The 23,794-nt window shown below is 62.5% G+C and carries 26 protein-coding genes and 1 pseudogene; 21 read left to right on the forward strand and 6 right to left on the reverse strand.

Annotated features, from left to right (window positions below; translation table 11 throughout):
* The first annotated feature begins 69 nt into the window (after positions 1 to 69).
* Positions 70 to 1,509, forward strand: a complete 1,440-nt coding sequence (locus tag HWN72_RS19580) for an IS1182 family transposase (protein ID WP_211151074.1) — start codon at positions 70 to 72, stop codon at positions 1,507 to 1,509.
* Positions 1,510 to 1,766: 257 nt separating this feature from the next.
* Here HWN72_RS19580 and HWN72_RS19585 read toward each other — a convergent pair whose 3' ends face one another.
* The 4 genes from HWN72_RS19585 to HWN72_RS19600 form a co-directional block, all read right to left on the reverse strand.
* On the reverse strand, positions 1,767 to 2,111 hold the full coding sequence (locus HWN72_RS19585; protein WP_211151075.1) for a MarR family transcriptional regulator: 345 nt from the start codon (positions 2,109 to 2,111) through the stop codon (positions 1,767 to 1,769).
* Positions 2,112 to 2,114: 3 nt separating this feature from the next.
* The gene (locus HWN72_RS19590) at positions 2,115 to 3,029 is read right to left on the reverse strand and encodes a phytanoyl-CoA dioxygenase family protein (protein ID WP_211151076.1); all 915 of its coding nucleotides are present in this window, start codon (positions 3,027 to 3,029) and stop codon (positions 2,115 to 2,117) included.
* A 12-nt stretch (positions 3,030 to 3,041) separates the two neighbouring features.
* Positions 3,042 to 3,632, reverse strand: coding sequence for an acyl-homoserine-lactone synthase (locus HWN72_RS19595; protein WP_248006150.1), 591 nt, complete (start codon positions 3,630 to 3,632; stop codon positions 3,042 to 3,044).
* 125 nt (positions 3,633 to 3,757) lie between these two features.
* Complete coding sequence (locus HWN72_RS19600) at positions 3,758 to 4,513, reverse strand: LuxR family transcriptional regulator (RefSeq protein ID WP_248006156.1); 756 nt, start codon at positions 4,511 to 4,513, stop codon at positions 3,758 to 3,760.
* 338 nt (positions 4,514 to 4,851) lie between these two features.
* Between HWN72_RS19600 and HWN72_RS19605 the strand changes: the two genes are divergently transcribed.
* From HWN72_RS19605 to HWN72_RS19625, 6 genes and pseudogenes are all read left to right on the forward strand, one after another.
* Complete coding sequence (locus HWN72_RS19605; RefSeq protein ID WP_211151079.1) at positions 4,852 to 5,130, forward strand: hypothetical protein; 279 nt, start codon at positions 4,852 to 4,854, stop codon at positions 5,128 to 5,130.
* A gap of 197 nt (positions 5,131 to 5,327) precedes the next feature.
* The gene (locus HWN72_RS19610; RefSeq protein WP_248006151.1) at positions 5,328 to 6,071 is read left to right on the forward strand and encodes a toprim domain-containing protein; all 744 of its coding nucleotides are present in this window, start codon (positions 5,328 to 5,330) and stop codon (positions 6,069 to 6,071) included.
* A 106-nt stretch (positions 6,072 to 6,177) separates the two neighbouring features.
* Positions 6,178 to 6,423: pseudogene (locus HWN72_RS31845) on the forward strand (ParB/Srx family N-terminal domain-containing protein); the annotation flags it as partial.
* 549 nt (positions 6,424 to 6,972) lie between these two features.
* Positions 6,973 to 8,124 carry a hypothetical protein gene (locus HWN72_RS31850; protein WP_309141581.1) on the forward strand — a complete coding sequence of 384 codons (1,152 nt, stop codon included), beginning with the start codon at positions 6,973 to 6,975 and terminating at the stop codon, positions 8,122 to 8,124.
* 208 nt (positions 8,125 to 8,332) lie between these two features.
* Positions 8,333 to 9,031, forward strand: a complete 699-nt coding sequence (locus tag HWN72_RS19620; RefSeq protein WP_211151082.1) for a hypothetical protein — start codon at positions 8,333 to 8,335, stop codon at positions 9,029 to 9,031.
* Between the two features lie 141 nt (positions 9,032 to 9,172).
* Positions 9,173 to 9,895 carry a class I SAM-dependent methyltransferase gene (locus HWN72_RS19625; RefSeq protein ID WP_211151083.1) on the forward strand — a complete coding sequence of 241 codons (723 nt, stop codon included), beginning with the start codon at positions 9,173 to 9,175 and terminating at the stop codon, positions 9,893 to 9,895.
* Here HWN72_RS19625 and HWN72_RS19630 read toward each other — a convergent pair.
* A complete protein-coding gene (locus tag HWN72_RS19630; RefSeq protein ID WP_289357238.1) occupies positions 9,882 to 11,438 on the reverse strand; it encodes an ABC transporter ATP-binding protein in 1,557 nt (518 codons plus the stop codon). The two genes, HWN72_RS19625 and HWN72_RS19630, sit on opposite strands and share 14 nt — an antisense overlap.
* Before the next feature lie 378 nt (positions 11,439 to 11,816).
* Here HWN72_RS19630 and HWN72_RS19635 point away from each other — a divergent pair, with 378 nt between their 5' ends.
* From HWN72_RS19635 to HWN72_RS19680, 10 genes are all read left to right on the forward strand, one after another.
* On the forward strand, positions 11,817 to 13,013 hold the full coding sequence (locus tag HWN72_RS19635; RefSeq protein WP_248006152.1) for a DUF932 domain-containing protein: 1,197 nt from the start codon (positions 11,817 to 11,819) through the stop codon (positions 13,011 to 13,013).
* Positions 13,014 to 13,106: 93 nt separating this feature from the next.
* Entirely contained in the window at positions 13,107 to 13,319 is a 213-nt protein-coding gene (locus HWN72_RS19640; RefSeq protein ID WP_211151086.1) for a hypothetical protein, read from the forward strand.
* A gap of 52 nt (positions 13,320 to 13,371) precedes the next feature.
* The gene (locus HWN72_RS19645) at positions 13,372 to 15,012 is read left to right on the forward strand and encodes a PRTRC system ParB family protein (protein ID WP_211151096.1); all 1,641 of its coding nucleotides are present in this window, start codon (positions 13,372 to 13,374) and stop codon (positions 15,010 to 15,012) included.
* Positions 15,013 to 15,048: 36 nt separating this feature from the next.
* On the forward strand, positions 15,049 to 15,468 hold the full coding sequence (locus HWN72_RS19650) for a PRTRC system protein E (RefSeq protein WP_211151087.1): 420 nt from the start codon (positions 15,049 to 15,051) through the stop codon (positions 15,466 to 15,468).
* Between the two features lie 46 nt (positions 15,469 to 15,514).
* Complete coding sequence (locus tag HWN72_RS19655; protein ID WP_211151088.1) at positions 15,515 to 15,721, forward strand: PRTRC system protein C; 207 nt, start codon at positions 15,515 to 15,517, stop codon at positions 15,719 to 15,721.
* A 75-nt stretch (positions 15,722 to 15,796) separates the two neighbouring features.
* Complete coding sequence (locus tag HWN72_RS19660; RefSeq protein ID WP_248006153.1) at positions 15,797 to 16,909, forward strand: hypothetical protein; 1,113 nt, start codon at positions 15,797 to 15,799, stop codon at positions 16,907 to 16,909.
* Entirely contained in the window at positions 16,896 to 17,729 is an 834-nt protein-coding gene (locus HWN72_RS19665; RefSeq protein WP_211151089.1) for a PRTRC system protein B, read from the forward strand. Before HWN72_RS19660 ends, HWN72_RS19665 begins: the two co-directional genes overlap by 14 nt.
* A gap of 5 nt (positions 17,730 to 17,734) precedes the next feature.
* On the forward strand, positions 17,735 to 18,388 hold the full coding sequence (locus HWN72_RS19670) for a PRTRC system protein A (RefSeq protein WP_211151090.1): 654 nt from the start codon (positions 17,735 to 17,737) through the stop codon (positions 18,386 to 18,388).
* Complete coding sequence (locus HWN72_RS19675; protein WP_211151091.1) at positions 18,378 to 19,145, forward strand: PRTRC system ThiF family protein; 768 nt, start codon at positions 18,378 to 18,380, stop codon at positions 19,143 to 19,145. The genes HWN72_RS19670 and HWN72_RS19675 overlap by 11 nt, the downstream gene beginning before the upstream one ends.
* 6 nt (positions 19,146 to 19,151) lie before the next feature.
* Positions 19,152 to 19,811 (forward strand): hypothetical protein, encoded by a 660-nt coding sequence (locus HWN72_RS19680; protein ID WP_211151092.1) that lies wholly within the window; start codon positions 19,152 to 19,154, stop codon positions 19,809 to 19,811.
* 176 nt (positions 19,812 to 19,987) lie between these two features.
* On the opposite strand, the gene HWN72_RS19685 is transcribed toward HWN72_RS19680, so the two are convergent.
* A complete protein-coding gene (locus tag HWN72_RS19685) occupies positions 19,988 to 20,167 on the reverse strand; it encodes a hypothetical protein (RefSeq protein WP_211151093.1) in 180 nt (59 codons plus the stop codon).
* A gap of 255 nt (positions 20,168 to 20,422) precedes the next feature.
* Here HWN72_RS19685 and HWN72_RS19690 point away from each other — a divergent pair, with 255 nt between their 5' ends.
* From HWN72_RS19690 to HWN72_RS19705, 4 genes are all read left to right on the forward strand, one after another.
* Positions 20,423 to 21,616, forward strand: a complete 1,194-nt coding sequence (locus tag HWN72_RS19690) for an ATP-binding protein (RefSeq protein ID WP_211151098.1) — start codon at positions 20,423 to 20,425, stop codon at positions 21,614 to 21,616.
* An 87-nt stretch (positions 21,617 to 21,703) separates the two neighbouring features.
* Positions 21,704 to 22,927: a hypothetical protein gene (locus HWN72_RS19695; RefSeq protein WP_248006154.1), complete on the forward strand. Its 1,224-nt coding sequence runs from the start codon at positions 21,704 to 21,706 to the stop codon at positions 22,925 to 22,927.
* A 353-nt stretch (positions 22,928 to 23,280) separates the two neighbouring features.
* Entirely contained in the window at positions 23,281 to 23,535 is a 255-nt protein-coding gene (locus HWN72_RS31725) for an antitoxin (RefSeq protein ID WP_211151099.1), read from the forward strand.
* Positions 23,532 to 23,792: a type II toxin-antitoxin system RelE/ParE family toxin gene (locus HWN72_RS19705; RefSeq protein WP_211151095.1), complete on the forward strand. Its 261-nt coding sequence runs from the start codon at positions 23,532 to 23,534 to the stop codon at positions 23,790 to 23,792. Before HWN72_RS31725 ends, HWN72_RS19705 begins: the two co-directional genes overlap by 4 nt.
* Positions 23,793 to 23,794 lie beyond the last annotated feature (2 nt).

A 23,794-nucleotide genomic window follows, 5' to 3' on the forward strand; every position in this document is an offset into this window, starting at 1 on the left:
GCATGGGTCGAGGCTGTGTAAAAACGTCTAATTATGCTAGGGTTTTCCGGCGTTCCGGGAGACTTGGTCATGGGCCGTTTCGTCGAAGGGGAAGATCGTCGGCAGGATAGTTTTCTGCCTGCATCGCTGGATGATTACGTCAGCGAAGATAACCCGGTCAGGGTCGTCGAAGCCTTCATCGATGAGCTTGATCTGACGGCTCTAGGCTTTGAAGGCATGACCCCGGCATTGACAGGGCGACCCGCTTATCATCCATCGACGATGCTGAAGATCTATCTGTACGGCTATCTCAATAGCATCCAGTCGAGCCGACGGCTCGAACGGGAAGCAGGCCGCAATATCGAGTTGATGTGGCTGACGGGTCGGCTGGCGCCAGACTTCAAGACGATTGCCAATTTTCGGCGTGACAACGGCGCTGCCATTCGCGCGGTATGCGGGCAGTTCGTGACGCTCTGCCGCGGCATGGGCCTGTTCAGCGGCGCCATGGTTGCGGTGGATGGCAGCAAGTTTAAGGCAGTGAACAACCGGGATCGCAACTTCACGGCGCATAAGGCAGCCGCGCGCATCGAACAGGTCCAGGCCAGTATAGATCGCTATCTGGTCGCGCTCGACCGGGCCGATCGTGAGGACAGTGACGTGCCCGAGATGCGGGCCGACAAGATTCGCGAGAAGGTCGCCGGGCTACGCCGTCAGATGCAATATCTGAAAGACATGGCCGCGCAGGTAGAGGCTGCCCCCGACAATCAGATATCCCTCACCGATCCTGATGCTCGGTCCATGGCCACGACCGGCCGTGGCACGGGCGTTGTCGGCTACAATGTGCAGGCGGCGGTAGATACCGAGCATCATCTCATCATTGCGCATGAGGTAGTGAACGAAGGCTCCGATCGTGCCCAGCTTGTTCCCATGGGCCGCGTTGCCCTGTACGCCGCTGGCACCCCGGATCTCACGGTGCTTGCAGACAGGGGCTATTACAGCCGTGACCAGATATTGGAATGCCAAAGCACGGGTGTGCTCCCCTGCGTTCCCAAGGTCGATACATCAGGCCGGTCAAAGCTGGGTCTCTTTGCAAGGCCGGACTTCGTCTATGACGTTGTCCATGATCGCTACCGCTGTCCTGCCGGAGCCCATCTAACCCGGAGCAAGGTCCGTTCGGATCGAGAGGGTGAGATCGGCCACTACCGCAACCTTGCCGCCTGCCATTCCTGTCAGCTCAGGCCGCGCTGTACGCCGGAAAAGGTGAAGCGGGTAAAGCGATGGGCGCATGAGGCGGTACTGGACGAGATGCAAATGCGCCTCGATCAATTGCCGGATGCCATGGGCATTAGGCGACAGACGGTCGAACATGTCTTCGGCACGCTCAAAGCCTGGATGGGCAGTACGCCCTTCCTCACCAGGACCCTGAAAAATGTCAGAACAGAGATGAGCCTCAGCGTCCTGGCCTACAATATGAAGCGCATGATCCAGATGATCGGCGTCCCGATGATGATCCAGGTAATCCGGGCCTGATCGCATCATACCGCCGCGTCACTACCCCCACTGTACGCCGCAGCGAAACCGCGTTTTTACACAGCCTCGGTCGCAAGCCGTCCCACGTAGGTCCCGTAGCGTAGGGCGGTTGAAATCTGCAGAACTCGTTAGGGTGGAATCTGACAGGTCTCGCTTTAGTCTGCCGGCAAGGCTTGTCACAAGAAATTGTTACTTCACGCGCCGAAGACGAATCTTGCTTCTCCATCTCCGAAGCGAAATAGAATACGGAAAGCCCGTCACCTGAACAGCATAATCCCAAACTCATCCATGATGATGTCCATGCGACCGCGGGCTCGTTCCGAAAGCATCACGAAACTTCGTCGCTTGTCTGTCGGATCGGGAACCCGCTCCAAATTGCCAACCTCAATCATAGCCAAGGTGCGGCGAAAAGCCGTCGCGACCGACAGGCCTGACGTTCCGGCCAAAGTCTCGAAGCCCACTTGCATCTCTTGCTGTTCCGCCTGGTACAGGTCGATTAGCATGAGCCATTCCGGCCATTGTCGCCGGTCGAGACCGAGTTTGATTTCGGCCAACCGATGCTGCTTGCCCAGTACTTCACAAATCCGACGCCGCCGTTCCATCAGCTATGCCTTGCCGGTGAGCGGCGGCTTCAGGGCGCCACCGAGTGGATCGGACCGGTATTCAGCGATCAGAGCTTCCTGATCGGGGCGCAGCATATCGATCGCTCCCATAGGACCATGATTGACCGGGTCCAGGAGCATTGAAGGGCAACGACCTTCATGTGTGCCGAGGTTGGGACGATGTGCCTGATAGCCGGCCAGTCTTGCCAAAGCCGGAGGCAACGTGCGGGCGATCTCGGGTGGGTACGCCAGCCAAGGCAGTTCGTACGGTTTCAGCCAACCCAGACTGTAGCTTATGATCATTCCCCGGCGCGGCTCGCTGGTGACGTTGGCGCCGCCGGCGTGCAGGGTGGACCCCAGAAAGAGCAGGGCATCGCCAGGTTCCATCTCCGCCGCGATCGCCTCCTCCATGCCGATGCATACTTCGTCCTGTCGTCGATGGCTTCCCGCCCAGATAAGAGTGGCGCCGTTTTCGGCGGAGTATCGGGTGAACGGCCACATGACGTTGACCAGATATTCGACGCCGGCCGAATGGATTGGCCACATGTCCTGATCCCGGTGCGGCGGCTGCGCTAGGCCTCCTGGCGCAATCTCGATAGCCTGCGTGAGGTTGAGCTGGATGATATCGCACCATGGCCTCAGGATACGTTCGGCAATCCCATAAATTAGGGGATTGAGCACGAAGTCCGCCGCACGCGGCGAACGGTGCAGCAAACCGTGAAAGCGCCGGGTCGTATCTCCGTAAAATGGTCCCCGCGAAAACGGTGTTGCCGCGAACGCAGGCTGCAGATCCTCGGCGAGATCATCAAGCGAACTGCGGGAGGTCGCACCTTTCACGATACAATAGCCATCCTGTCCGAGGCGGCTGCTATAACGGTCTATGTCGTGATCGAGAGTGTCGATGGCTATGAGAGGCATGAGGGGCTCCTTTCAGGCAGCCGCGCGGTCGATCGCGAAAGTGGAGGTGATGCGCATGGGCACGTTCGTCCCGGCCACTTCGAGTTTGCGCGGCGTGCCGGCGTCGATCTCGATGAACAGTGCTCCCGTTGGCAGCCCCGCGATCATTTGCGGAACGCCCAAAGGCCGTACAGTCCATCCCAGCCGAAGGATCTGGCTGAGCCAGCTTGAATCCGCGACGCAGCTGTAGGAGCTTATCCCGCGCTGTAACGCGAACTGCACGATGGCGGTGGCCAGGGCGTTGCGCACTTCCAGCCTGCGCGCGGCTCCCAGGCTGCGAGACAGGCAAAGCCGACTCAGTTCGAAGACATCCAGACCGTTCGGCACCCCGTCATCGCACAGAAAAGGGAAGACCGATCCCAGCACATGCGGGCGATCGCTGCGCAACAAACGGATCGAGCCTTCGTGGTGGCCATCATCGTCGCTGGCGACGACGTAAATCGCGTGCTCGTCATCGAACTGATCGATTTCGAAAGCGTCGGCGACCACCGGCACATTCCAGTGCAGGAGATCGACGAATACCCGCTTCCTGGCCCGATGCATGCCATCGAGGATCGGGTTCATACCGGGTTCCTCGTGCCCCTCGAATATGCAGATCATTTAAATTGCTCCCTGCCATGCCAGAATCGGCAAGGGCGCATCATCGGTGCGAATGACACCGCTCGTCTGTACCCTGAACTGGGAATTGATCAGTGCATCGAGAGCAGTTCGGGGTAGGTGACGATACCGTCGAACAAGGCGCGCGCGATCAGGTTGTTACGATGGATGTTCCCATAGGCGAGCAGTATGCGTTTGGCATATTCGTGCGCCGTGTGAGCGGAAAGTCCCAGGATCTCGCCGATTTCCCGATATGTCTTGCCGCGCCCCATGAGGATCAGGACCTGGCGCTCGCGGCGCCTGAGGCCGGGAGGAGTAGGGAGCGCCAGTCCGGAGCGAAGCCTGGCTATCCGCCGGATTGCTTCGAACGCAAAAGATGCGGCGAAGAACGCCGACGGTAGCGCGTTTGGCGCAAGCGCTTCGGGATGCGCCGTGGCGAAGGTGCAACTCCCGGCATACTCGCCGGGAAGGTACATGGGCACGGTATATCCGCCTCGCAGGTTGTGTTTCGCACCCTGATCGAGAATGTGACGCTGGCGCGGGGTGAGGGAGAGAAGCGATGCGGGATCCGGCCAGAGAAATCCGCAGTTTCTCCTGTCGCACAGGCGCTGGATCGGATCGTCGAGGTAGTATTGCTCGGTGACGATCTCGTTCAGCCAGTCACTTTCGTAATCGGTGAGACCATATGCGCCTGCGGGCGGATGTAGCAGATCGACATGGTGGCTGATGGCGTATCTTTCGAATCCAAGGACACGGGTCAGGCGATCCATCGCTTCGTAAACCGCGTTGGCATCCGAGGTTTCTCCAAGAACACTGATGGCCTGCTTGTAGTCTTTCCGATTGATCATCACGTTTTCTCCTTAAGTCATGGGTAAAATCGTCCTTTCAAACATCAGGAAGCCGCCGGAAGACGGGCGCGGTACTGCCGGGCCCGGCTATCTTTCGCTCGCATGCCCTTGAAGGGGCTTGTATTCGTATGTGCTAACGCGGCAGCTGCACCATATCATCATGCATGCCTTGAAGCGAACTTCCACCAGCCGCCCCTTGGAGCGGGGCTTTCCACCATTCCGCCGGATGACGGCTTGGAAAGACGGCATAGCGAGGCACTGTCCGGGAAGAGAAGCGAAGGGGGCGAGTGGGGGGCGAGGGGTCGCCTCTCGTCATCGATCCTCATTCGGAATTGCCCATGACTTTGCCATACGTCTTGCATGCATTTCGTCGCCTGCTGCTGCGTTGTCGCCTTGCCAAGGCGCGATGGCGCCGCCATCGGGCTCTAGCGCGCCATACCCGAAAGCTTGCCACGATATTGCGCGACGAGCCGGCATACGTTGCCGACGCCCTGGACATGTTCTTTTGCCAGAACATACCGATAGCGGCGATCGCCGTGCGGCTCGCGGTGCCTGTGGAGGATGTGCGGGATGCGTTCCTGCGCATCATCGAACACTTCGACGAAGACGTTCGCTGATGACTCCCAAGGATCGTAGCCTTGCAGGGCCCGGCAGCCAAGGCAGTCATGCCCGGAGCGCGGAATTGCAGGACGCTCAGGGCGCCCGACTGGTTGCTAGGCTCGGCGGGGTCTGGAGGAATGGAAAGGGCCTGTGCCTATGTCCGGCTCATGCGGATCACCACCCCAGCCTGTCGGTCAGGGTTGGCGAACAGGCCTTGCTGTTCAAATGCTTTGCCGGATGCGCAGCAATTGACGTGGTACGGGCGATCCATCGCCTGGGGTTGCCTATCCCGGAGGCTGCCGCATCGAACTCGCCATACATATCAACCAAAACCAGTGCCGACATCGGAGCCGCGCTGCGGGTATGGAACGCTTCCGTCCCTTTGGCCGGTACGCCTGCCGAAGCCTATCTGTCCCGCCGCTTCCTCAAACCGCAGGGAGATGATCTGCGCTTCAATGCCCACACGCCGCTAGGGCGGGGACGTGACGTGGTGTTTCGGCCCGCAATGCTGGCTGCCGTGCGCGAACATCGCAGGATCGTCGCCGTCCACCGGACCTTCTTTGATCCTGCAGGCGGGCGGGCTGGCGATCTCACGCAGCCACGCATGCTGCTGGGCAGCCCGGGCCGGGGCGCCGTGCAACTCATGCCAGCAAGCCGCGTGCTCGGCCTTGCGGAAGGCATCGAGACGGCGCTCGCGGCAATGGCGGTTCACCGGATACCGGTATGGGCCACGCTCGGAACGGCACGTGCCGATCGCATTGCGCTTCCCGACGGGCTCGAGCGGCTCGTTCTCCTGTTCGACAGGGATGCGGCCGGAAGCGCAGCGAGCCGCCGTGCGCGTGAAGCCTATCTGCGTCCTGATCTCGAACTGAACGAAATCTGGCCTCCCGTTTCACACAACGACTGGGCTGATGTCCTGGCATCGATCCGCCGAAGCCATTCGAAGTCCTCCGAATGACTGGGTCGTAGCGCTCCTGGATCGCAAGGTCGGTCCCGAAGGGAAAGGGAGAGAAGGGAGGTATGGTTTGCAGTCGTAACCGCCTTTTTTTTTCGGAGTTTGTCGCATGAATGAGCCATCCGTTCTCGTCCCGGCAGCCCAACTGGCCAGATCGCCCGTCAATGTGCGCAAGCGTTCAAATGCGCGGGCGGATGCGGAACTTGAAGCGAGCATCGCCGCACATGGTCTTCTCCAGAACCTTGTTGGCGTACCGGTTCCCCGGAAGAAGGGGTACTATCGCGTCACGGCAGGCGGCAGGCGCCTCGATGCGATACATCGGCTGATCGAAAAAGGCGTGCTGCCTGCGGACCATCAGGTTCCGATCCTCGTACTGGCCAACCCGAAAGACAGCCGCGAAATTAGCCTCGTCGAGAATTACGAGCGGGCGGCACTGTCGCCTGCCGAGGATTGCCTGGCGTTCAGGGATTTGATCGAGGTCGAGAAACGAAGCCCTGCGGACATTGCCCGCCGCTTCGGCGTCGAGAAGCGCTTCGTAATGGGCCGCCTCCGGCTGGCCAATCTCGCAGATCCGATTTTCGCGGCGCTCGACGCCGACGAGATCACGCTCGAAGTCGCGAAGGCCTATGCGAGCACCGCCGACACCTCGCGGCAGATGGCGATCTGGCAAGCACTCCAGGGAGCCGGTGCCTGCGATAACGCCAGTGAAGTACGGCGCGCGCTCAAGTGCTACAGCTACCGTGCCGACGATCCCAAGGCCCTGCTGGTAGGCCGCGAGGCGTACGTCGCGGCGGGTGGCCGCATCGAGGACGAGGACCTGTTTTCCAACGCTGCCGACGAACGCTGGATCGACATTCATATACTTGAGGAACTGGCCGAGGCGAAGCTGGCCGAGCAGGCCGAGGTGATCCGTCAGCGCGAAGGGCTCGGGCAAATCCGCAGCGTGGCCAGCGAGCGTGTCCCCTATACGGAAACCTGTATGCTGCGGTCGCTGCCGACGGCGCCGGAATCCGGGCCGTGCGTCGCGGCAGGCAAAGCGCTCGATGGAGGAACCGGGGGTGATTTGCCCGCTTTGGATGGGTCAGACCCTCGCAGGAAAAATGATGCCTTTTGCGATGCCGATTTTGCGGCAGGGGCGACCGACGTTTGCAAGACGGGCCTCGAAAGCGATACGCATTCGAAAGCCGCTGCGCTTGGCTATGTGGTTCTGTCGGCGGGCGGAACGCCTCAGATCCATCCCCAGTTGTTCGTCGCACCAGTGGCGGATGGCGATGGCCATGCCGTCGAAAAGGCGGACAGCGCCGCCGATGGAATCTCCGATCCGACCGCGCCCGCCCATGTTGGGCCGGTCCTGGACCGGCGTCTGCGAGAGATGCTGGCCGCGATGAAGTGCGAAATCCTGGCACTCCATGTCGCGCAGCACCCGACCTTCGCGCGCGATCTCGGGACGTTCATCATGATCGACCGCGAACGTCAGAAAGACACCGACGATATTCCGAGCACCTTGAGCGCGCCCATGCCACCGGCGTCGATCCACGGCTTCTCCGGCGAGACGCGGGCGTGCGCAGGATGGATGGTCATGGAGGAGGCGCTGGACCGTAGCTGGGCCAGGTACGAAACCATCGTGGAGCGGTATGCTGCCTTCTGCATGCTTGACGACGCGGTAAAGGGCTCCTGGCTCGCATGGGCGGTTGCGCGCACGCTTCACTCCGTGCCCGGTGATGGAGACGGCACAGACTTCCTCGATTACCTGGGGCAAAGGCTCGACATCGACGTTGCGGCTTCGTGGCGCCCGACGGCGCTGACCTTCTTCGACAAGCTGACCAAGCCCGGGATTCTTTCGATCATCGAGCAAATCGGCGGTGCGCAGTTTCGCGCACCCTACGCACGGCTGAGGAAGCATGATCTCGCTGCCGCCGCCGAGCGGATTTTCAGCGGCGGCGTTACCCTCGAACCGGAAATTCGTCAGCGTGCGCTTGCCTGGATTCCCGAGACAATGCGATTTGCGCCAGCCGATGCCGATCCCGGATCGGCGGCTTCCGATCTAGCAAGGTAAGGCTGGTATCGCCGCCGCTGATGGCGGTCGTGAGGGCCGATAGTCCTCCATCATAGCGCGCATCGGTTGTTCGAATTGCGAAGCCGCCTGGGGCGCACCGTCCATCGGTGACGGGACTCTGCGGGCTCGCCGGCCAGCGGGCAAGTTTTCCCCCCAGCCCAGGATAATCGGGCCTTCTGTCAATTTCTCGACAGATAAGGAAATGACAATGACCGACGCCAGTGCGACGGGTGCCTCCACGCGCCTGTACAGTCAGACTGCTTGCGATGAACGCGGCAATTTTCACTACGAGGGGGATCTTCATCGCGCAGGTGAAGCGCTTGGCTCCATCGCCAGTCGCCTGGGGCTGCATCTCACCGGGCATTTCGAAGGTACCTGTTTCGCGATCACGACGCACAGATTTGCGGGAGGCCGCAAGATCCTCGTCGAGATACTCGACAGTCCGGGAGACCTTACCGATCGGGAGGACCAGAACGCATTGCTCATCGCCGTGCAGGACCAGATGGAACGCTTCAGCTTCACGCGCTCGAACGTCCTTCAGGACTTCCACAACTGCTCGTTCCTCTGCGAAGCCCGTATCGCTCAAGCTTACTGGGCCGCTCTTGCCAGGCGCCGCGGAGCCAGGAACCCGGTCGCTTCGTTGGTTTCGCTGTCCGCTTTCAAAAAGTGCGTGAAGCCCGGCGACAGTTTGAAGCTCATCGATGCGCCTGCGGGTCATCGATCGTTGGGCATCACGCGAGCGATCACCGCTGTCCGGTCGGGCGATCTGATCCTTGAAGGAAGACGTCACCTCGACTTCCCGCGAGCATCGGCGTTTGCCTGCGATGGCAGGCTCGTGCGCATTTCCATCGGTTCGGACAACGATCCCGATGCTCACCTTCTCTACGAATGGATCAAGGCGCCCTGATCGGTGGATCGGTCAACAGGTCTGGGGGAAGATGCAGTTCCGCCCGGCCCATGCAGGCATGTTCGGCACCTGAAGGCGATGCGCGGCCTGCTGCAGCGGTGCCAGCCAAGGCATGATCTCTACCGGAGTTTCGGCGACTGCATGGAAGCGATGGCAATCGCGATCTCAAACAGCGTCGACCTGGTGCAGCGCGAACAGCGCGAGGCACGCTACCTGGAGATCGTCGGTCGCTACGAGACCCAGATCATCGAAAGCTTCGCGCGCGTCATGGCCGAACTCACCCTGGCCCTCGAAAGCGGCTTCGGCGATGTCCTCGGCGCCCTGTTCCACGATCTCGAATTGCACAGCAAGGCAAAGGGCCAGTTCTTCACTCCTTACGTATTGAGCAGGGCGATCGCGGACATGCTTGTCGGCGATCCCGCCGCAACGCGTGCCGCTATCGAAGAGCGGGGCTATCTCACCGCGATGGAACCGGCCTGTGGATCGGGCAGCATGGTCATCGCCCTGGCCGAAGGTTTGTGGATGCAGGGCATCAATTACCAGCGACACCTTCACGTCACTGCGGTCGATATCGATCCGCGTGCCATCCACATGGCCTACGTGCAGCTGTCGCTGCTTCATATTCCTGCCCGCCTCGTCGTTGGCGATGCCCTTTCCGGGGAAATCCGCGAGCAGTGGTTCACACCGGCTCACATCCTCGGAGGCTGGACAGCGCGGCTTGCCACGGCACCCAAAGGCAAAACCACGATCGCCACGATCACGTCGGATCAGCCTGTCGAAGCAGGCGGTTCGGCTTCGCAGGATCGTGAAAAGGCAAAGCCATGCGATCCGGGCCGGTTGCCGCGCCAACTTAGCCTTTTCTGATCACCGATCCCTCCTCGAGCCCGACCGACCATAGACTTCGGTATGCCCCGTAGCGCTCCATCAGCATCGCGTGGGTGCCGGTCGCGGCGAGGCGCCCGTCATGCATGAACAGCACCTGGTCGGCGGCCCGTGCGATCTCCATCCGATGGCTGATCATGACCAGCGTCGAAGTGCCATGGCGCCTTTGCCGCAAGACGGAAACCGCGTTCATCTCGCTGCGGGGATCGAGTGCGGAAGTGCTCTCGTCGAGGATCAGGATCGGCACGTCCAATCCGGCCAGTCGCGCAAGCTCGAGCTTCTGGATCTGCCCGCCCGAAAGGCGTTCGCCCTGCTCGCCCAGTTTCATCTCGAAATCGATAGGCGTTCCTGGATCCTTGAAACGCCAGGAAACGAGCAGATCTTCGACGCCGGCGGCAGATTGGCGCGCCGGATGGTAGAGCGCGTTTTCCCGGAGTGAGCGGTTGAACAGTCCGATAAACTGCGGCGCATAGAGGACGTGGCGATATCGCTCGCGCCAGGGGATTGCCGCGACATTCGTTTCCGCTATTTCGATTTTGCCGGATGATGGGGCGAGCACACCGGCGAGGATCTGTGCGAGCGTCGATTTGCCGGAACCATTGCAGCCGACGATGACTGCGAAACTCCCGGTGTCGATCCGAAGCGACACGTCCTCGATAACGGGCTGATCCGTGCGATAGCGAAAGCTGACATGCGTGGCCACGAGGTCCGCGCTGTCGGACACAGGCGGTTCCGGAATATCCGGAGCCTTGGGCGCATTCGCCAATTCCATCACGTCGCGGATGTTGGCTATCGCGACGCCGGCCTGTGCAATGATCGGACCCAGCGAACTGAGCGACACGGTCGACCGGAACGCGTATGTCTGGATCAGGACAAAATCGCCTGTCGACATCCGTGCCCCGGCCACATCGAGCGCCGCCAGGATCAGAAGTGCCGCAAGCCCGCATCCGAGGATGCAGCATTGCAGCGCTGCCATAAGGGTCATCGAACGGCACATGTCCGCGGTCGCTCGCCGTTTCAGATCGAGCATCGTGGCGGTGCGGGCAAGTTCGTGGTCGAGCGCCCCGTTGAGGACGACGCGCCGGGCATTGCGCACGATGTCGCCGGTGTTGTGCGACACCTGTGACGCTGCACTGTTTGCCGCGTCGGCATGGACGCGATTGCGCACCGACCCGATCGATGCCGCGACGACGAAACCCAGGAGCGTGATCGCGAGAAGGGCGACGTAGGTCCAGGATATGAGGCTGGCGATTACCAGGAAGCCCGTAAGGCACTGCAGGAATGCGGGCCCGCCACGCCAGATCACGCCTTCCACCACCAGCGACAGGCTGTAGGGCAACCGCTCCAGCAAGCCGGGCGCACGTCCGCTGTGGCTGTCCCGCGCCGCAGTGATGGCGGGGAGCACGCAAGCCAGCGCTTCGATCGTCATATGGCGCGTCAATGCATCGGTTATTTCCGCAGTGCGCGCGAGGCGGGCGGTATCCACGGTGGATGCACCGACCCAGCATCCCACGAACAGCAGCACGCAGAACTGGAGATGCAGCGAGGTCTCATGCGGTCGGTCGAGGTCGTCTATCAGCAGCTTCAGCGCATAAGGCCCGATCGCACCCAGGGCGATCGCGAGGGCTTCGAGCCAGGCTGCACGCAGAAGGCTTGGTCGCGCGCCAATCGCGGCAGTCGCCATCATGCGGACAAGCCGGCCCACGATCCTGAATGTCGTCACTGTGTTGGCCTCCTGGCAATCGAGGGATCAGCCAGAAGGAGGTCGGGAACGCAGGCTCTATCCTATCTTGAAAACGGCGCTCTGCGAAGTCGTGATCGCAGGATGGGAGCAAGGGGGGAGGAATGAGGGTGACGGGTGACGTGAGGGTTTCCCGCTCTTTGCACCCAGGAGATGGTCCCCATGGCAAGCCTAGCACAGACGAACAGCCCGGCATCCGCGACGGCGCCCTATCGGATCGATGTTTCGCGGGGTAGCCGCAGCAGCCGCGTCTCATCGGAATGGTTTTCGCGGCCTGACGACGAACGGTTCCTGTCGCTTTCCAGTCTTTACGACGGCGTCCGCGCACGTGCCGACCGCTCAACCACGCGTATCGTCGAAAGCCGGGCGATCCGGGTCGAAAGCCGCAGCGACGATCCTGAACGCCTGACGCTGCTCGCGCCGGGGGACGATCGCCCCCTCGCGCCCACCAACTGGTCGTTCGGGCAGGTGGCGAGCCTGGTGGGTGCTCCGGCGTCCTACCTGCGCGATCTGCCGGCCGCGCTGGCCGGCATCAACCTCCAGTACGGTCTCGTCAACCATCGCGGCGAGCAGCTGAAACTGCTCCAGACCGACACGGGGCGAACCGAATTGCGCGCTGCAACGGGAAGCCAGTACGGCCGCATCTTCGATTGGGAGCTGGTTCAGGCGGTCATGGAATTTGCCGGCGACGGTGTCGGCGACACGCGCTGGAAGGTGCCCGGGACCATCGACTGGAGCAGCATGACCTACAATCCTCATATCGACATCACCAGGGAGACGACCACGCTTTACGCCTCCGATCGGGACATATTTCTCTTTCTCGTCGACGATACGCACCCGATCGAGGCGGGAAAACTGCCCAACGGTGATCCCGACCTCTACTTTCGCGGCTTCTATGCATGGAACAGCGAAGTCGGATCGAAGACCCTGGGAATCGCGACGTTCTATCTGCGCGGTGTATGCGCGAACCGCTGCCTGTGGGGTGTCGAGAACTTCGAGGAGGTCAAGATCCGTCACTCGAAATTCGCAGGCACGCGGTTTGCCCATCAGGCCGCGCCGGCGCTGGAGCACTTCGCCAACTCGTCCCCGCAGCATTTCATCACCGGCATCAGGTCGGCGCGCGAGAAGATCGTCGCGCGAAAGGACGAGGACCGTGACGCCTTCCTGCGCCGCCGCGGATTTTCCAGGGCCGAGACGACGAAGATCATCCAGACGGTGATGGCCGAGGAGGGGCATCCCCCCGAAAGCATCTATGACTTCGTCCAGGGCATCACGGCGGTCGCGCGCGCCAGGCCGCACCAGGACAGCCGCCTCGAACTGGAAGGCAAGGCAAGAAAGCTCCTCGAACAGGCCCTCTGACTGGGTTGCCGCCATCCGCTCCGATTTTTTCGTTGGTCACGACCGGTCCGGCCCGCTCGCCGGTCCGGCCCTTCGTCATGGAAGGACACCGCCATGCGCGCCTTGTCGACCGCTCCCCTTCAGCTGTTCACCGTCGATGTCACCTTCTCGAGCGGCGGCGAGCGGTTCGCTGTCGAAACCTATACGATCCCGGCCAGCACCTGGTTCATGGCCGAACAACAGGCACTGCAGATGTCGCTGGCCAGTCCGTACGACAATTGCCGCATCCCCGATCTAACCCGGACTGCTGCGTTTCGGCCGTCGTGAACGAGTGCGCGTGACACCCATTTTTTCAGTTCCCGGCAACAGGAGGTCTGCTGTGACCGAATTGCAATCGACACATAACAGTACGCTGCCGCTTTCACGCATCGTGGCGGGTTATAATCCGCGGCGCTATTTCGACAGCAGGAAGCACGACGAGCTGGTAGCCTCGCTGCGCCTGCGAGGAATGCTCCAGCCGATGCTGGTCCGTCCCGCTGCGGATGACGGAGACAGGTATGTCATCGTTGCCGGCGGCCGGCGCTACCGGGCAGCTCTGGATGCGTTCGGACCAGACGGCGAGGTTCCCGTCATTATCCGGGCGATGACCGATCAGGAGGCCCTCGAGGCGGCGATCGACGAGAACGACGTGCGCGACGATGCGTCGGAAACCGAACAGGCTGATGCCGCCGTGCGCGTCCTGGCAGCCTGCAAGGACGACCGCGCCGAGGCCGCGCGGCGCCTCGGATGGTCAAAGACCAAGCTCGACCGCCGCCTGGCGCTTGCGGATCTTTCCGACAGCGTCAAACTCGCGCTCGATGAGCGGCGGATCAAGGTCGGGCATGCGGAACTTCTCGCCGCCGTTCCATCCGACAAGCAGGACAAGGCGCTCGAAACGATCTTGGCGTCTGGCCTCGATGTGGGCAAGACGCGCGATCTGCTGATGCGGGTTACGCAGGACCTCGGGCAAGCTATTTTCGACCGGAGCGAATGCACGACCTGCCCGTTCAACTCGGCGGCACAGCGCGCCTTATTCGAAACCCATATCGACGAGGGGCATTGCACCAATTCCGGCTGCTTCGCCCTCAAGACGCAGACCGCCGAAATGATCGCGGCGCAGGAGCAGGGCGATGGTGGAGCCCAAAGCGCTCCGCGATTGGACACGCCTGACGAAGATCTCGGCGATGACGAAGACCAACAGGTTGACGACACCGCTCCCGATGGCGGTGCGTCGGCGGCTTGCGCTGCGCCGCGCCGCAAAGCGTCCGGCCGGCCGGCAGGCGCAGCAGGCAATGTATCCGGCGGCAAGGCGAGCCCGCTGAAGGCCTCGGTCGGCGGCTCATCGATTGCAGCGCGCGTTCGGGAACTGCGCGAAGCGGCATGGCGCACGGCGCTTGCCCGTACGCTCGCGGGCAATGCCGAATATTCCAGGATCGCGGTTCTGGTGGGCGCGATGTCCGGCACGCTGTCGCAAATCAGGTCCGATACCCTGAAAGCACGCGCCGGACTTCTGGTCGGCGACGCGTTCTCCAGTCTGGAGTTCCGTGACAGGATCGCCCAGATTGGCGCCTTGACCGAAGCCCAGGCCACGACGGTGCTTTCGGCGATCGGCGCGGCCTATGCCAGGGACATGGACAGCTTTGAGGATGTCGCCGACCTTGCAAGGGCCTTCGGCGTAGATCTGCGCGATACCTGGCGGATCGATCGGGCCTTCCTCGAGCGCTACTCCAAGGAAGAGCTGAAGGTTATCGCCCGCGAATGCGGGCTGGTCGCCCACGTGGGCGAGAAGGCGTTCGCCAAACTGCTCGGCGCGAAGAAAGCCGATCTCATCACCGGAATGCTCAACGCCGCCGGCTTCGACTGGGCTCGCCGCCTGCCCGGCGCGATGAGCCTTGATGGCCTGTACCGCGCGCCCGACCCTGCTGCGGCGGCACCGCTCGAATCCTCGGTCGAAAGCGGCCGCTCCGGACTAGCGGCCTGACATCGTCGCCGCTGCCACAGACAAGGACTGATGCCCATGTTGATCGCAAACCTGCTGCCACTGCTCGAACGCTATTCGCTCGGCTTCGATCTCGTCGCCGGGCCCGAGGACACCGTGACGCTGACGATCATTCCGCGTGTCGTCGACGGGGGCAAGCACAAGCCTTCGCCCGGCGAAATCCGGCCTATCTCGCTAACGGCAAGCGCAGCCGAGATCGATGCCGAACTCGCGCGGGGTGAAGATGGCGCGCTGGGTACCCTGATCGCTGCCCGCAAGGCGCTCGGCGATCAGCTCGCCGAGCAGCGGGAGGCTGCCGAAGTGGCCCGCGTTGCCGCTGCAGAGGCGGCGAAGGCGCGGAGCATAGCTCCGAAAGCCACGGCCGATGGTTTGAAGGCCACCGATCCGGGCACACCGCCCCTCGACGCGAAGTCGGATGAACCCGCCAGCCTCTGGTGAGCGCAGGCACGCAAACTGTCCCGTCATCACAAGCAGGAGCGCAGACATGCAGATAAATCGTCTCGAGCGGACCTATCGCTACGACGGCATCGACTTGCCCGTCCCGCCGCATCTTGCCGGCGACCCCGGCGGGCTGCGGGCCTATCACGCTACGCTCTACCCTGCGATCCTCAATGCCGAGGCCGTCGATATGGGGATAACAGGCGGCGGTCATGTCATCGAATACCGCCGCGCCGTCGGCACCAAGGGCTGATGGTGCGCAAGGGCCATGGCAAGCCGATCGCACCGACAGCGCGCAAGTCCCTCCTGGAATGGATCGAGAGCGACGATGGTGACCTCTCCTGTTGCAGGTACCCCGTTTGCAGCAGCCGGGTCCAGGACCTTCACGCACGAATCGCCGGCGAGCCACGCCCGGGCAGCTCTGGATACGGCGAACCACTGCGGGTTCCCCCAGGGCTGCCACTCGCACCGCTTGGCTGATGTCGCTGGCCGGACGGTCGCGATCTCGCCGGATGTCCCGGCAGTCTTCGACGTCCCCCTGGCTCCGCACCACAAGCTCATTGGCCGCTGGCTCGTATCGCGCGAGGTGGATATGCATCGCTATACCCGCCCCGGGGCCCGCCGATATATAGAGCGCGCCTTCGAGACGGCCGTACTCGATGTCCTCGATCCTATCGCGTTCGTTGATCTGCGCGTTGCCGTGCTGCGCAGCGAACAAAGCGGAGCACCCGCGATCGCGATCATCTGCGAGGGCATGGGACAGATCGATCTGGGATGGATCGAAGCCGGCACAGCGCCGGTGCCGTGGCGTGCTGCGGTATACGCTGCGCTGGAACGGTCCCTGGGACGCGTGCTCCCGATCTTCGGATACCATGACCTCTTCGAAGAGATATCGATGTACTATTGGGATGGAGCAACCGAAGATGATGCCGCGCGCGAGCATCTGATCGCCTGGCATGGCGCGACCGGCGATGATCTCGATGCGATGCCGCTGCCTTCCCAGATGAATGCGCGTCGGCCCGACTGGATGATCGGGGCACATGGCGCAGTCGCGAGCGAGCTGCCCTCGGTTCTGCAGAGCAGGCTCGAGGCCTTGCAGGACGCACGCGACGCCCTCGATCGTCTTGCTTGCGAAGAAGATGCCTGGCGGTTCGATTTCGAGCTTGCCTGCGAATTTCTGCCGGGCATCGAGGAATGCGCGTCGCTGCCGCCGCTCACTCTCGTCCCTTTCGATCAGTTCGACCGGGAACTCGACGAAGTCGCCCGCAACGGGATGGAGATGGGCTTCATGGATATCGCGGGCATCTGCCCGCTGCCCGATGTCGGGCGCATCGACGACTGGTTCGCTTCGCTCCATCTCGGGGCGCGGTTTCTGGTCGCCGCGCAGGACCTCCTCCAGTTCGATCCCTCCAGCCTGGGCGACTTCGATGTCCGACCATAACATTCAATTCGAAGCCAGCGGTGGCGGTCTGGCGCTGACGAAAGCCATCCTTCTCTACGCCCCTGAAATGCCTCGCAACCTGAAGCCCTACGGCTCCTCTCCTGAGGCGGCATCGGCGTTCGCCAGTATCCATAATGTGGAGCGCGACGAGGAGGGGCGGCCGATGATTGCTGCGGGAACAGCGCTATCCCGCGCGCACCTGCGGCAATGGACCGACGCGTTGGAGCGTAGCATCGAGCCCGAACTCCTGCCTGACAACGTTTTGGTCTGCCATCCCGATATGCTGGCGTGGTGGGCACCGGCGCAAGTACGGCTCGCCTATTTCGCGCTGTCACATCCTCCAGAAGGACTGCGAGTGCTTGCCTCCCGGTCTATCCTGCGCGTCCCTTACCCCGCGCACGTGTTCGTCGCGACGCGGTCCGGCCTTCGCGTCTACGCACTCCCGGCCAGCGAACGCCCTGCTGCGGCGACACGGTTGTTGCATTCGCCGATACTCAATGTCTTTGTCGATGGAAGCCTCTGCTGGGGCAGTATCCCGAAGCCCAAAGGCATCGGGATCGCTGCGATCGCGGACTATGAACGCGCGGTTTTCGATTCCTGGTCGACGCATCCCAACCCGGGTCAGGGACTCACCGTCCGGGGCAGGGGCGGGCTCGTGGGTCTCTGGGATGAGCTTGCGGCCCGCCAGGCAAGGCGCTTTCCCGTCAGCCGGCTCAAGCCGTTCGAGATCGGCGCCAGGTCGAGATCGCGAATGCCGTCGGGAACGGGTGGTGTCGTCGGCGAGATGACGCTGGGCCTGCTCATTGGAATGCTGCGATGAGCCCCATGCTCGCCGATGATCCGACTGCTGGGGCCGTGCTTGCCGCTATGCCGTGCTTCCCGGTGCCGCCGCACGGGCGCTCGCCGGCGATAGATGGGCTCCACAGCGCCCGCACGAGTGCTGGTCTCGCTATCGGCCGTGACGGTGTGATGTACATCCTGCGCCGCCCCTGGCTCGCGCTCGATTTTGCGGTCGCATCATCGATGGCCGGCTATCTGCCCTATGGCAGCATAGGCATGCCGAGGGCGGACCTTCGCTGCGGGCTGATACCGCGGTGCCATCTCCGCAGCGTCATCGACCATTTTCGCGCTTCGCTACCCGATGAGGCCGCGGCATTCCTGTTCTGGAATGAGGCGACTGGAGCGTTCGCCGTGCAGTATCCGATAATAGAGCACGCCAGCCCCTCTCGGCTCATCTACCGCACGCCAGTCATGCCGCCCCACTGGCACATGGTCTGTGACATCCACAGTCACGGGCACGGCCACGCATTCTTCAGCGCGACTGACGACGCCGATGACGCACATGCCACGAAGATTGCGATCGTGCTTGGACGACTTGATCGGTCCGAGGGGCCGATGATGGTCTCCCGTCTCTGCGCTGCTGGAATGTTCCTGCCTTTGCCGCGCGGTCCCTTCTCAGGAGGCTCGGATGACGACTGACGGTGCGGAGCGCCATTACCTGCCGGCAACCTTCGATGGTCGACCGATCAGAATCCTCCTGGTCGGTTGTGGCGGCAATGGTGCGCAGATGCTGATGGGGCTGGCCTCACTCGATACGGCGCTGCGCGCCCTCTCTTCGCGCTTACTCGAGGTCACCGTCGTCGATGACGATGTCGTCTCCGAGGCGAATCTCGCTCGCCAGCCATTCTATCGCTGCGACATCGGCGGATCCAAGGCGCATACGCTGACGGAACGGATCAACCTCGCACACGGTCTGGGCTGGAAGGCGGTTCACGGGCGAGCGCCCGGTGCGGTCGGGCTCGAAGACACCGATATTCTCGTCAGCTGCGTCGACACGGCGTCAGCCCGCCGCGTGTTTGGGGCGGCGCTGGAGAGTAGCAGGACGATGCCTGCCTATTGGCTCGACCTCGGCAATCGCGCTTACGACGGCCAGTATCTGATCGGCTGCCCTGGGCGCGAACCCTCCTTGGACGGAGGACGGCTGCCCACGGTGCTCGAATACTTTCCGGAATTGGCCGACGAGAGCGTCGCCGAAGACCATGCGCCCTCCTGTTCGGTAGCCGAAGCGCTCGAACGCCAGTCGCTGTTCGTCAACCGGGTCCTTGCAAGCCACGCTCTGGCGCTGCTGTTCGACCTGCTCGCCCGTGGTTCGATCGGCCATGCGGGCGCGTTCGTCAATCTCGCGAGCGGTCAGACGGTGCCGATCCCCTTGCCGCACCATCACAGACGGGAGTGACGCATCATGCGTGCTCGATTCGAGACCGCCGCCTGCCTTTGGGAGACCGTCCTGGAATTTCGGGATAGTCCTGTTCCAGATGCCGAAGGCCTGGAGCGAGCCTGTGCGATCCGCCGGGCATGCGCTGTCCTGGGGACTGCAGCGCTTCGGCTGCTCGTCGTTGGCTGGGTCGATCCGCTGGAGGCGGCATGGCGCAGCAGGGAAGGGGAATTCCCATTGGCGTTCGACTGGGATTTCGTGCCTCGGTGGATTGCCGAGCGCATCGACTGGTCGGATCCGCGTAATCCTTCCATCGACGTCGCGAAGCCCGGCCGGTCCAGGCAATCCGATGCGCCGATGCCCGGTCTGACGGTTGGTAGCTACACGCACCAGCTGGCGATCGAGGAAGGTCGCTACTGCGTGCTGTCCACCGCGCATCTGACCGTCCAGACGGCCGACCTGCTCGACAGATGGGCGTCCTGGCCGCCCAGTGATCGCCCCATCGACATCGCAGCATCGGTCTTTGGCTGGTTTGTCCCGGTTTATGCCCTGACCGAGGAATGCCGCGCTCGGCTGCCTGACGACCTCCTGCGGCTGATTGCATTCGGCCGCGAGCGCTCTTTCCAGTTCCTTCTCCTCGATTGCGATGGCGAGCGATTTCGTGATCTGCCGGTCCATACCTGGTAGTCCGGCATTCGCGTCCGCCGCCGAATTCCTCCAGGAAACAAGGCGAATTTGCCGACATACACTTGGTTCGGCCATGCTTTTTTGGAGCATCTATCTGTCCAGGCCAACCCGCAAGCGTCTTATCCCTGGAGCGCCTCGGCGGAAGTATTGCCCGGGGTTACGTCCAGTGCAGTCGATCAGTCGCTCGTGGCGGGGCCAGCACGGGATTGGTCCGCGATCAGGGCGAGCAACATGGCATTCAGGACTTCCTCGGAGCGCTCGCGGCGCGCGGGATCCGAGGCAGACAGGTCCCGCCGTATCCAGTCAGGGAGGCGGCGCAGCAGGTCGGCAAGTTGTGTTTCCAGGGTATCAGACATTCCCCTCCTTCGCAGTCTCCTGCCATGACCGCAACGCCAGGGTGTGAATTGACGATCGGTACAGGTCTATCGTCCGCTGGGGTCAGGAGCGGCGGGACGAGGCATAGCTCGGCGGCCCAGCCTGTCGCGATTTCATTCGGCAGCTCATCTACCCGAAGATTCCGTCTTTTCCGGGGCATCGGTGCGCTTCCCAATTCTCTCATTGTTGCGGGGACTTCATCGCCCTCGTCGTTTGTCCAGGAAGGAGAATGTGCAATGACCGCCACTTCCAACCGTGATGCGTGTGTACCGCTTGGGCGGTCTTCGACGGGCCAGCTCGAACTCGATCTGGGCAAGCTCATGTCCGGTCGATGCCTGATCCAGGGATCGTCGGGGGCCGGCAAGAGCCAGACGCTGCGGCGCATCGTCGAGGAAGCGTTCGATTACCTCACGACGATCATCATCGATCCCGAGGGAGAATTCGCCAACCTGGCAGCCCACATCGGCGCCACGACTGTCATCGCGCGCGACTATGCCAACGACGGCCTTACTTTCCTGGCATTGCGAACCCGTGAGCACAGGATCGCCCTTCACCTCGATCTGACCGACCTCGAACCTGATCAACGAATCGAGAAGGCCGCCGCTTTCTTCGCCGGCCTGCTCTCGGCTCCGCGCGAACATTGGGGGCACACCATGCTGGTATGCATCGACGAAGCGCATTTGCTAGCACCCCATGTGGCAGCATCAGCTCGCGATGCGCAGACACGCCGGCTAGGCGTCGCCACACTGACCGATATGTGTGCCCGCGGCCGCAAGCGCGGCATCAGCACGATCATCGCGACGCAGCGCCTTGCCAAGCTCGCCACTTCGGTCGTTTCCGAACTCCACAATCACCTGATCGGGCTCAATGTGTTCGATCGCGATGTCGGCCGCGCCGCAGATCTCCTCGGCTTCGGCAGCGATCAGGCAACGCTGCTGCGCCAGCTGGCACCTGGGGAATTCTTCGCCTTCGGACCCGCGCTGGCCGCAATGCCGGTGCTTGCAAAGATCGACCCTACGATCACGCCGCACATCGGAAGAACCCCGGATCTCGTCGCAGCCGCTGACCTCGATCCCGATCAGAGCCGCAGTCTGCTGGATCTCGAGGCCTTGCGCAACGTGGGGCCCGGGAAAGGCCAGCCGGTCGCGGTGCGAGGTCTGAGGGCGCTCGATACCTTCCTGCTCGATCCCGCGGCACCTGCTGCCACGCAGATCGTCCGCGCTTTGCGCCATATCGCACCCAACGCGACCACGGTCGCCGATCTTGCCGGCCATCTCGCCCTTGCCGCCGGCGAAGTCGATGCCGGGCTCGATCTGCTCGCTGCCATAGGTGCCTGTGATACGATGCCGCGCGGCGATACGCGTATCGCGCGCCTGTCGGGGAGGTTGCGGCTCCGCATCGTCGATACGCCGGTCGTGGGTCTTGCCTGAAAGGAACTCTCCATGACTTCCACCTGCTTCGACCTGGATGCCTATATCGTCGAGCTGGCCCCGTTCGTTCCGGAGATGGAAACCAGCATGGCCATGCCGCTCGCCGAGATGGCGTTCCGCGCCAACGCCTGGCTTCCGGATGAAGTCCTGCGCCTGCGCACTGCGTTTAGCGATGACCGAACTATAATGGAGATTGCCGCCGAACTGGGCCGATCCCCCGCCAGCATCGCAACCCGGCTCCATGATCTCGGCCTTCGGCGAAACTCCCGGCGATCATGGACCAGTTGGGAGGACGAGGAACTGGCGCGTTGCTATGGCGACGTGTCCGCAGCGACACTGGCAGCCCGTCTCGGTCGCGGCGTAAGCGCGCTCTACGCCCGCGCTCAGCTGCTCGGTCTCTCAGAACCCGGGCATCTGCCTTATGGTGGTTGGGAGGACGCGCAGCTTCGCTCCGGTTATGGTGCGGGTGTTCCTGTCGCCCAGATTGCAGCTTTCATCGGACGGTCGTTTTCCGGGGTGATTTCGCGGGCATCGGTGCTCGGGCTTCGGCATGCCTGTCAACCTGCAGACTGGAGCGAAGCTGAAATGATGCGCGCTCTCGAGCTTGCAGGCACGGGCGAGCGCTACGTTTCGATTGCCGGCATCCTCGCCGCTGAGGGTTTCCCGGCGCGTAACAGCCGTAGCCTTGGGCAGCGGCTTCGCAAGATCGGCTATGGCAGAGGATGGGGGCGCCCGTGGATTCCCGAGGAAGACGAGCTTCTGCGGCGGTCCTATATCACGGGGGCAAGTCTCACGCCCCTGCGTGAACGGCTTGGCCGCAGTCCGCATTCCATCCGCTGGCGCGCCGGGGCCCTGGGGCTCAGGGGCACTCATCGTCATCGGGACGGCTTCCGGCAGGGTCCTGTCTGGACAGATGAGGAGGAGGCCTGCCTGCGCGCGGATTACGGCAAGGTTCCCACCCGTCGCATCGCCGAAAACCTGGGGCGCGGGGTGCGCGCGGTCTTTTATCATGCCAACCGGATGGGACTGGTCCACGGTTTCATGCGTGCATTCGGGGCAGATGAGGATCGCGCGATCCGCAATGCCTGGACATACGGTGTCTCGATGGTCGATGTCGCCCAGACCCTCGGACGCGATCCGGCAGTCATCGGCAAGCACGCGGCCCGCCTTGGGTGCCGGTTCAATGATCCCGAGCGACCCGTCCGGGGGCCGAAGACGCGGCGGACGACGCGTGAGCCGGTGACGCTTCACAGCCTGCTGGCTCTTGATGGCGGGTGCGGACAGGCTTCGCAGACCTGCGCGCCGCAATGACCCTGGTTTTGCTTCCTTCGCCGGTATTGCGTGTTCCATTTACCGCCGCGGCTTTGCCGTTAATGTCCGCCGCCGGCAGCTTTCAGGCATGCGTCCATAACGCCACATGAGGCTGTGTCCGATCAGTACACGCCACCTATGATCATCGCACTGCGCGCATGCCGGCTCCGGAAATCACGGTTCAAACCAGGATGGGCTGCGACTCTAAAGGTGATCGTGCCATCTTGCTTTGCGGTGAAGTCATGGTTGTCGATGGCCTTGCACGACGCCATCGCTACCGGCTGAGGAATGCGCATTATCGGCAAACCCACATTTGTGGTAATGTGGGTTGGATAGGCATTTACGAGGGCTTCATGAGCAGGCTGACGATCGACATTACCGAGCAGCAACATCAGAGCTTGAAAGCACTGGCTGCCTTGCAAGGTAAAACGATAAGGCAATATGCGATCGAGCGCCTGTTTCCTGCCGAAATGGGGGCAGATCAGGCTTGGCAGACGTTACAGGCCATATTGGGTGAGCGGATTGCCGAAGGATTGGAAGGAGACGTCTCCACCAAAAGCGTTGCCGATATCGTGGACGAAGAGCTTCGTGGGGACAGCCGCGCTTGAACGCGCGTTATGTTTTGACGCAGGCGGCGGAAGGCGACTTACGCTCAATTATCCGTTACACGCGCCGCAAGTGGGGTGACGAGCAGGTGCGATCCTATCTCGGCAAGCTCGAACGTGGCATCATCCGGCTTGCGACCGGCAGCAATCCGTTCAAGGACGTCAGTGGACTCTATCCGGGCCTGCGTATGGCTCGTTGCGAGCATCACTACGTCTTCTGTCTGCCGCGAGAGGAGGTCGCGTCCGTCAATGTGGTGTAAGA

The organism is Novosphingobium sp. HR1a, from assembly GCF_015594425.1.
Taxonomy (GTDB): Bacteria; Pseudomonadota; Alphaproteobacteria; order Sphingomonadales; family Sphingomonadaceae; genus Novosphingobium; species Novosphingobium resinovorum_A.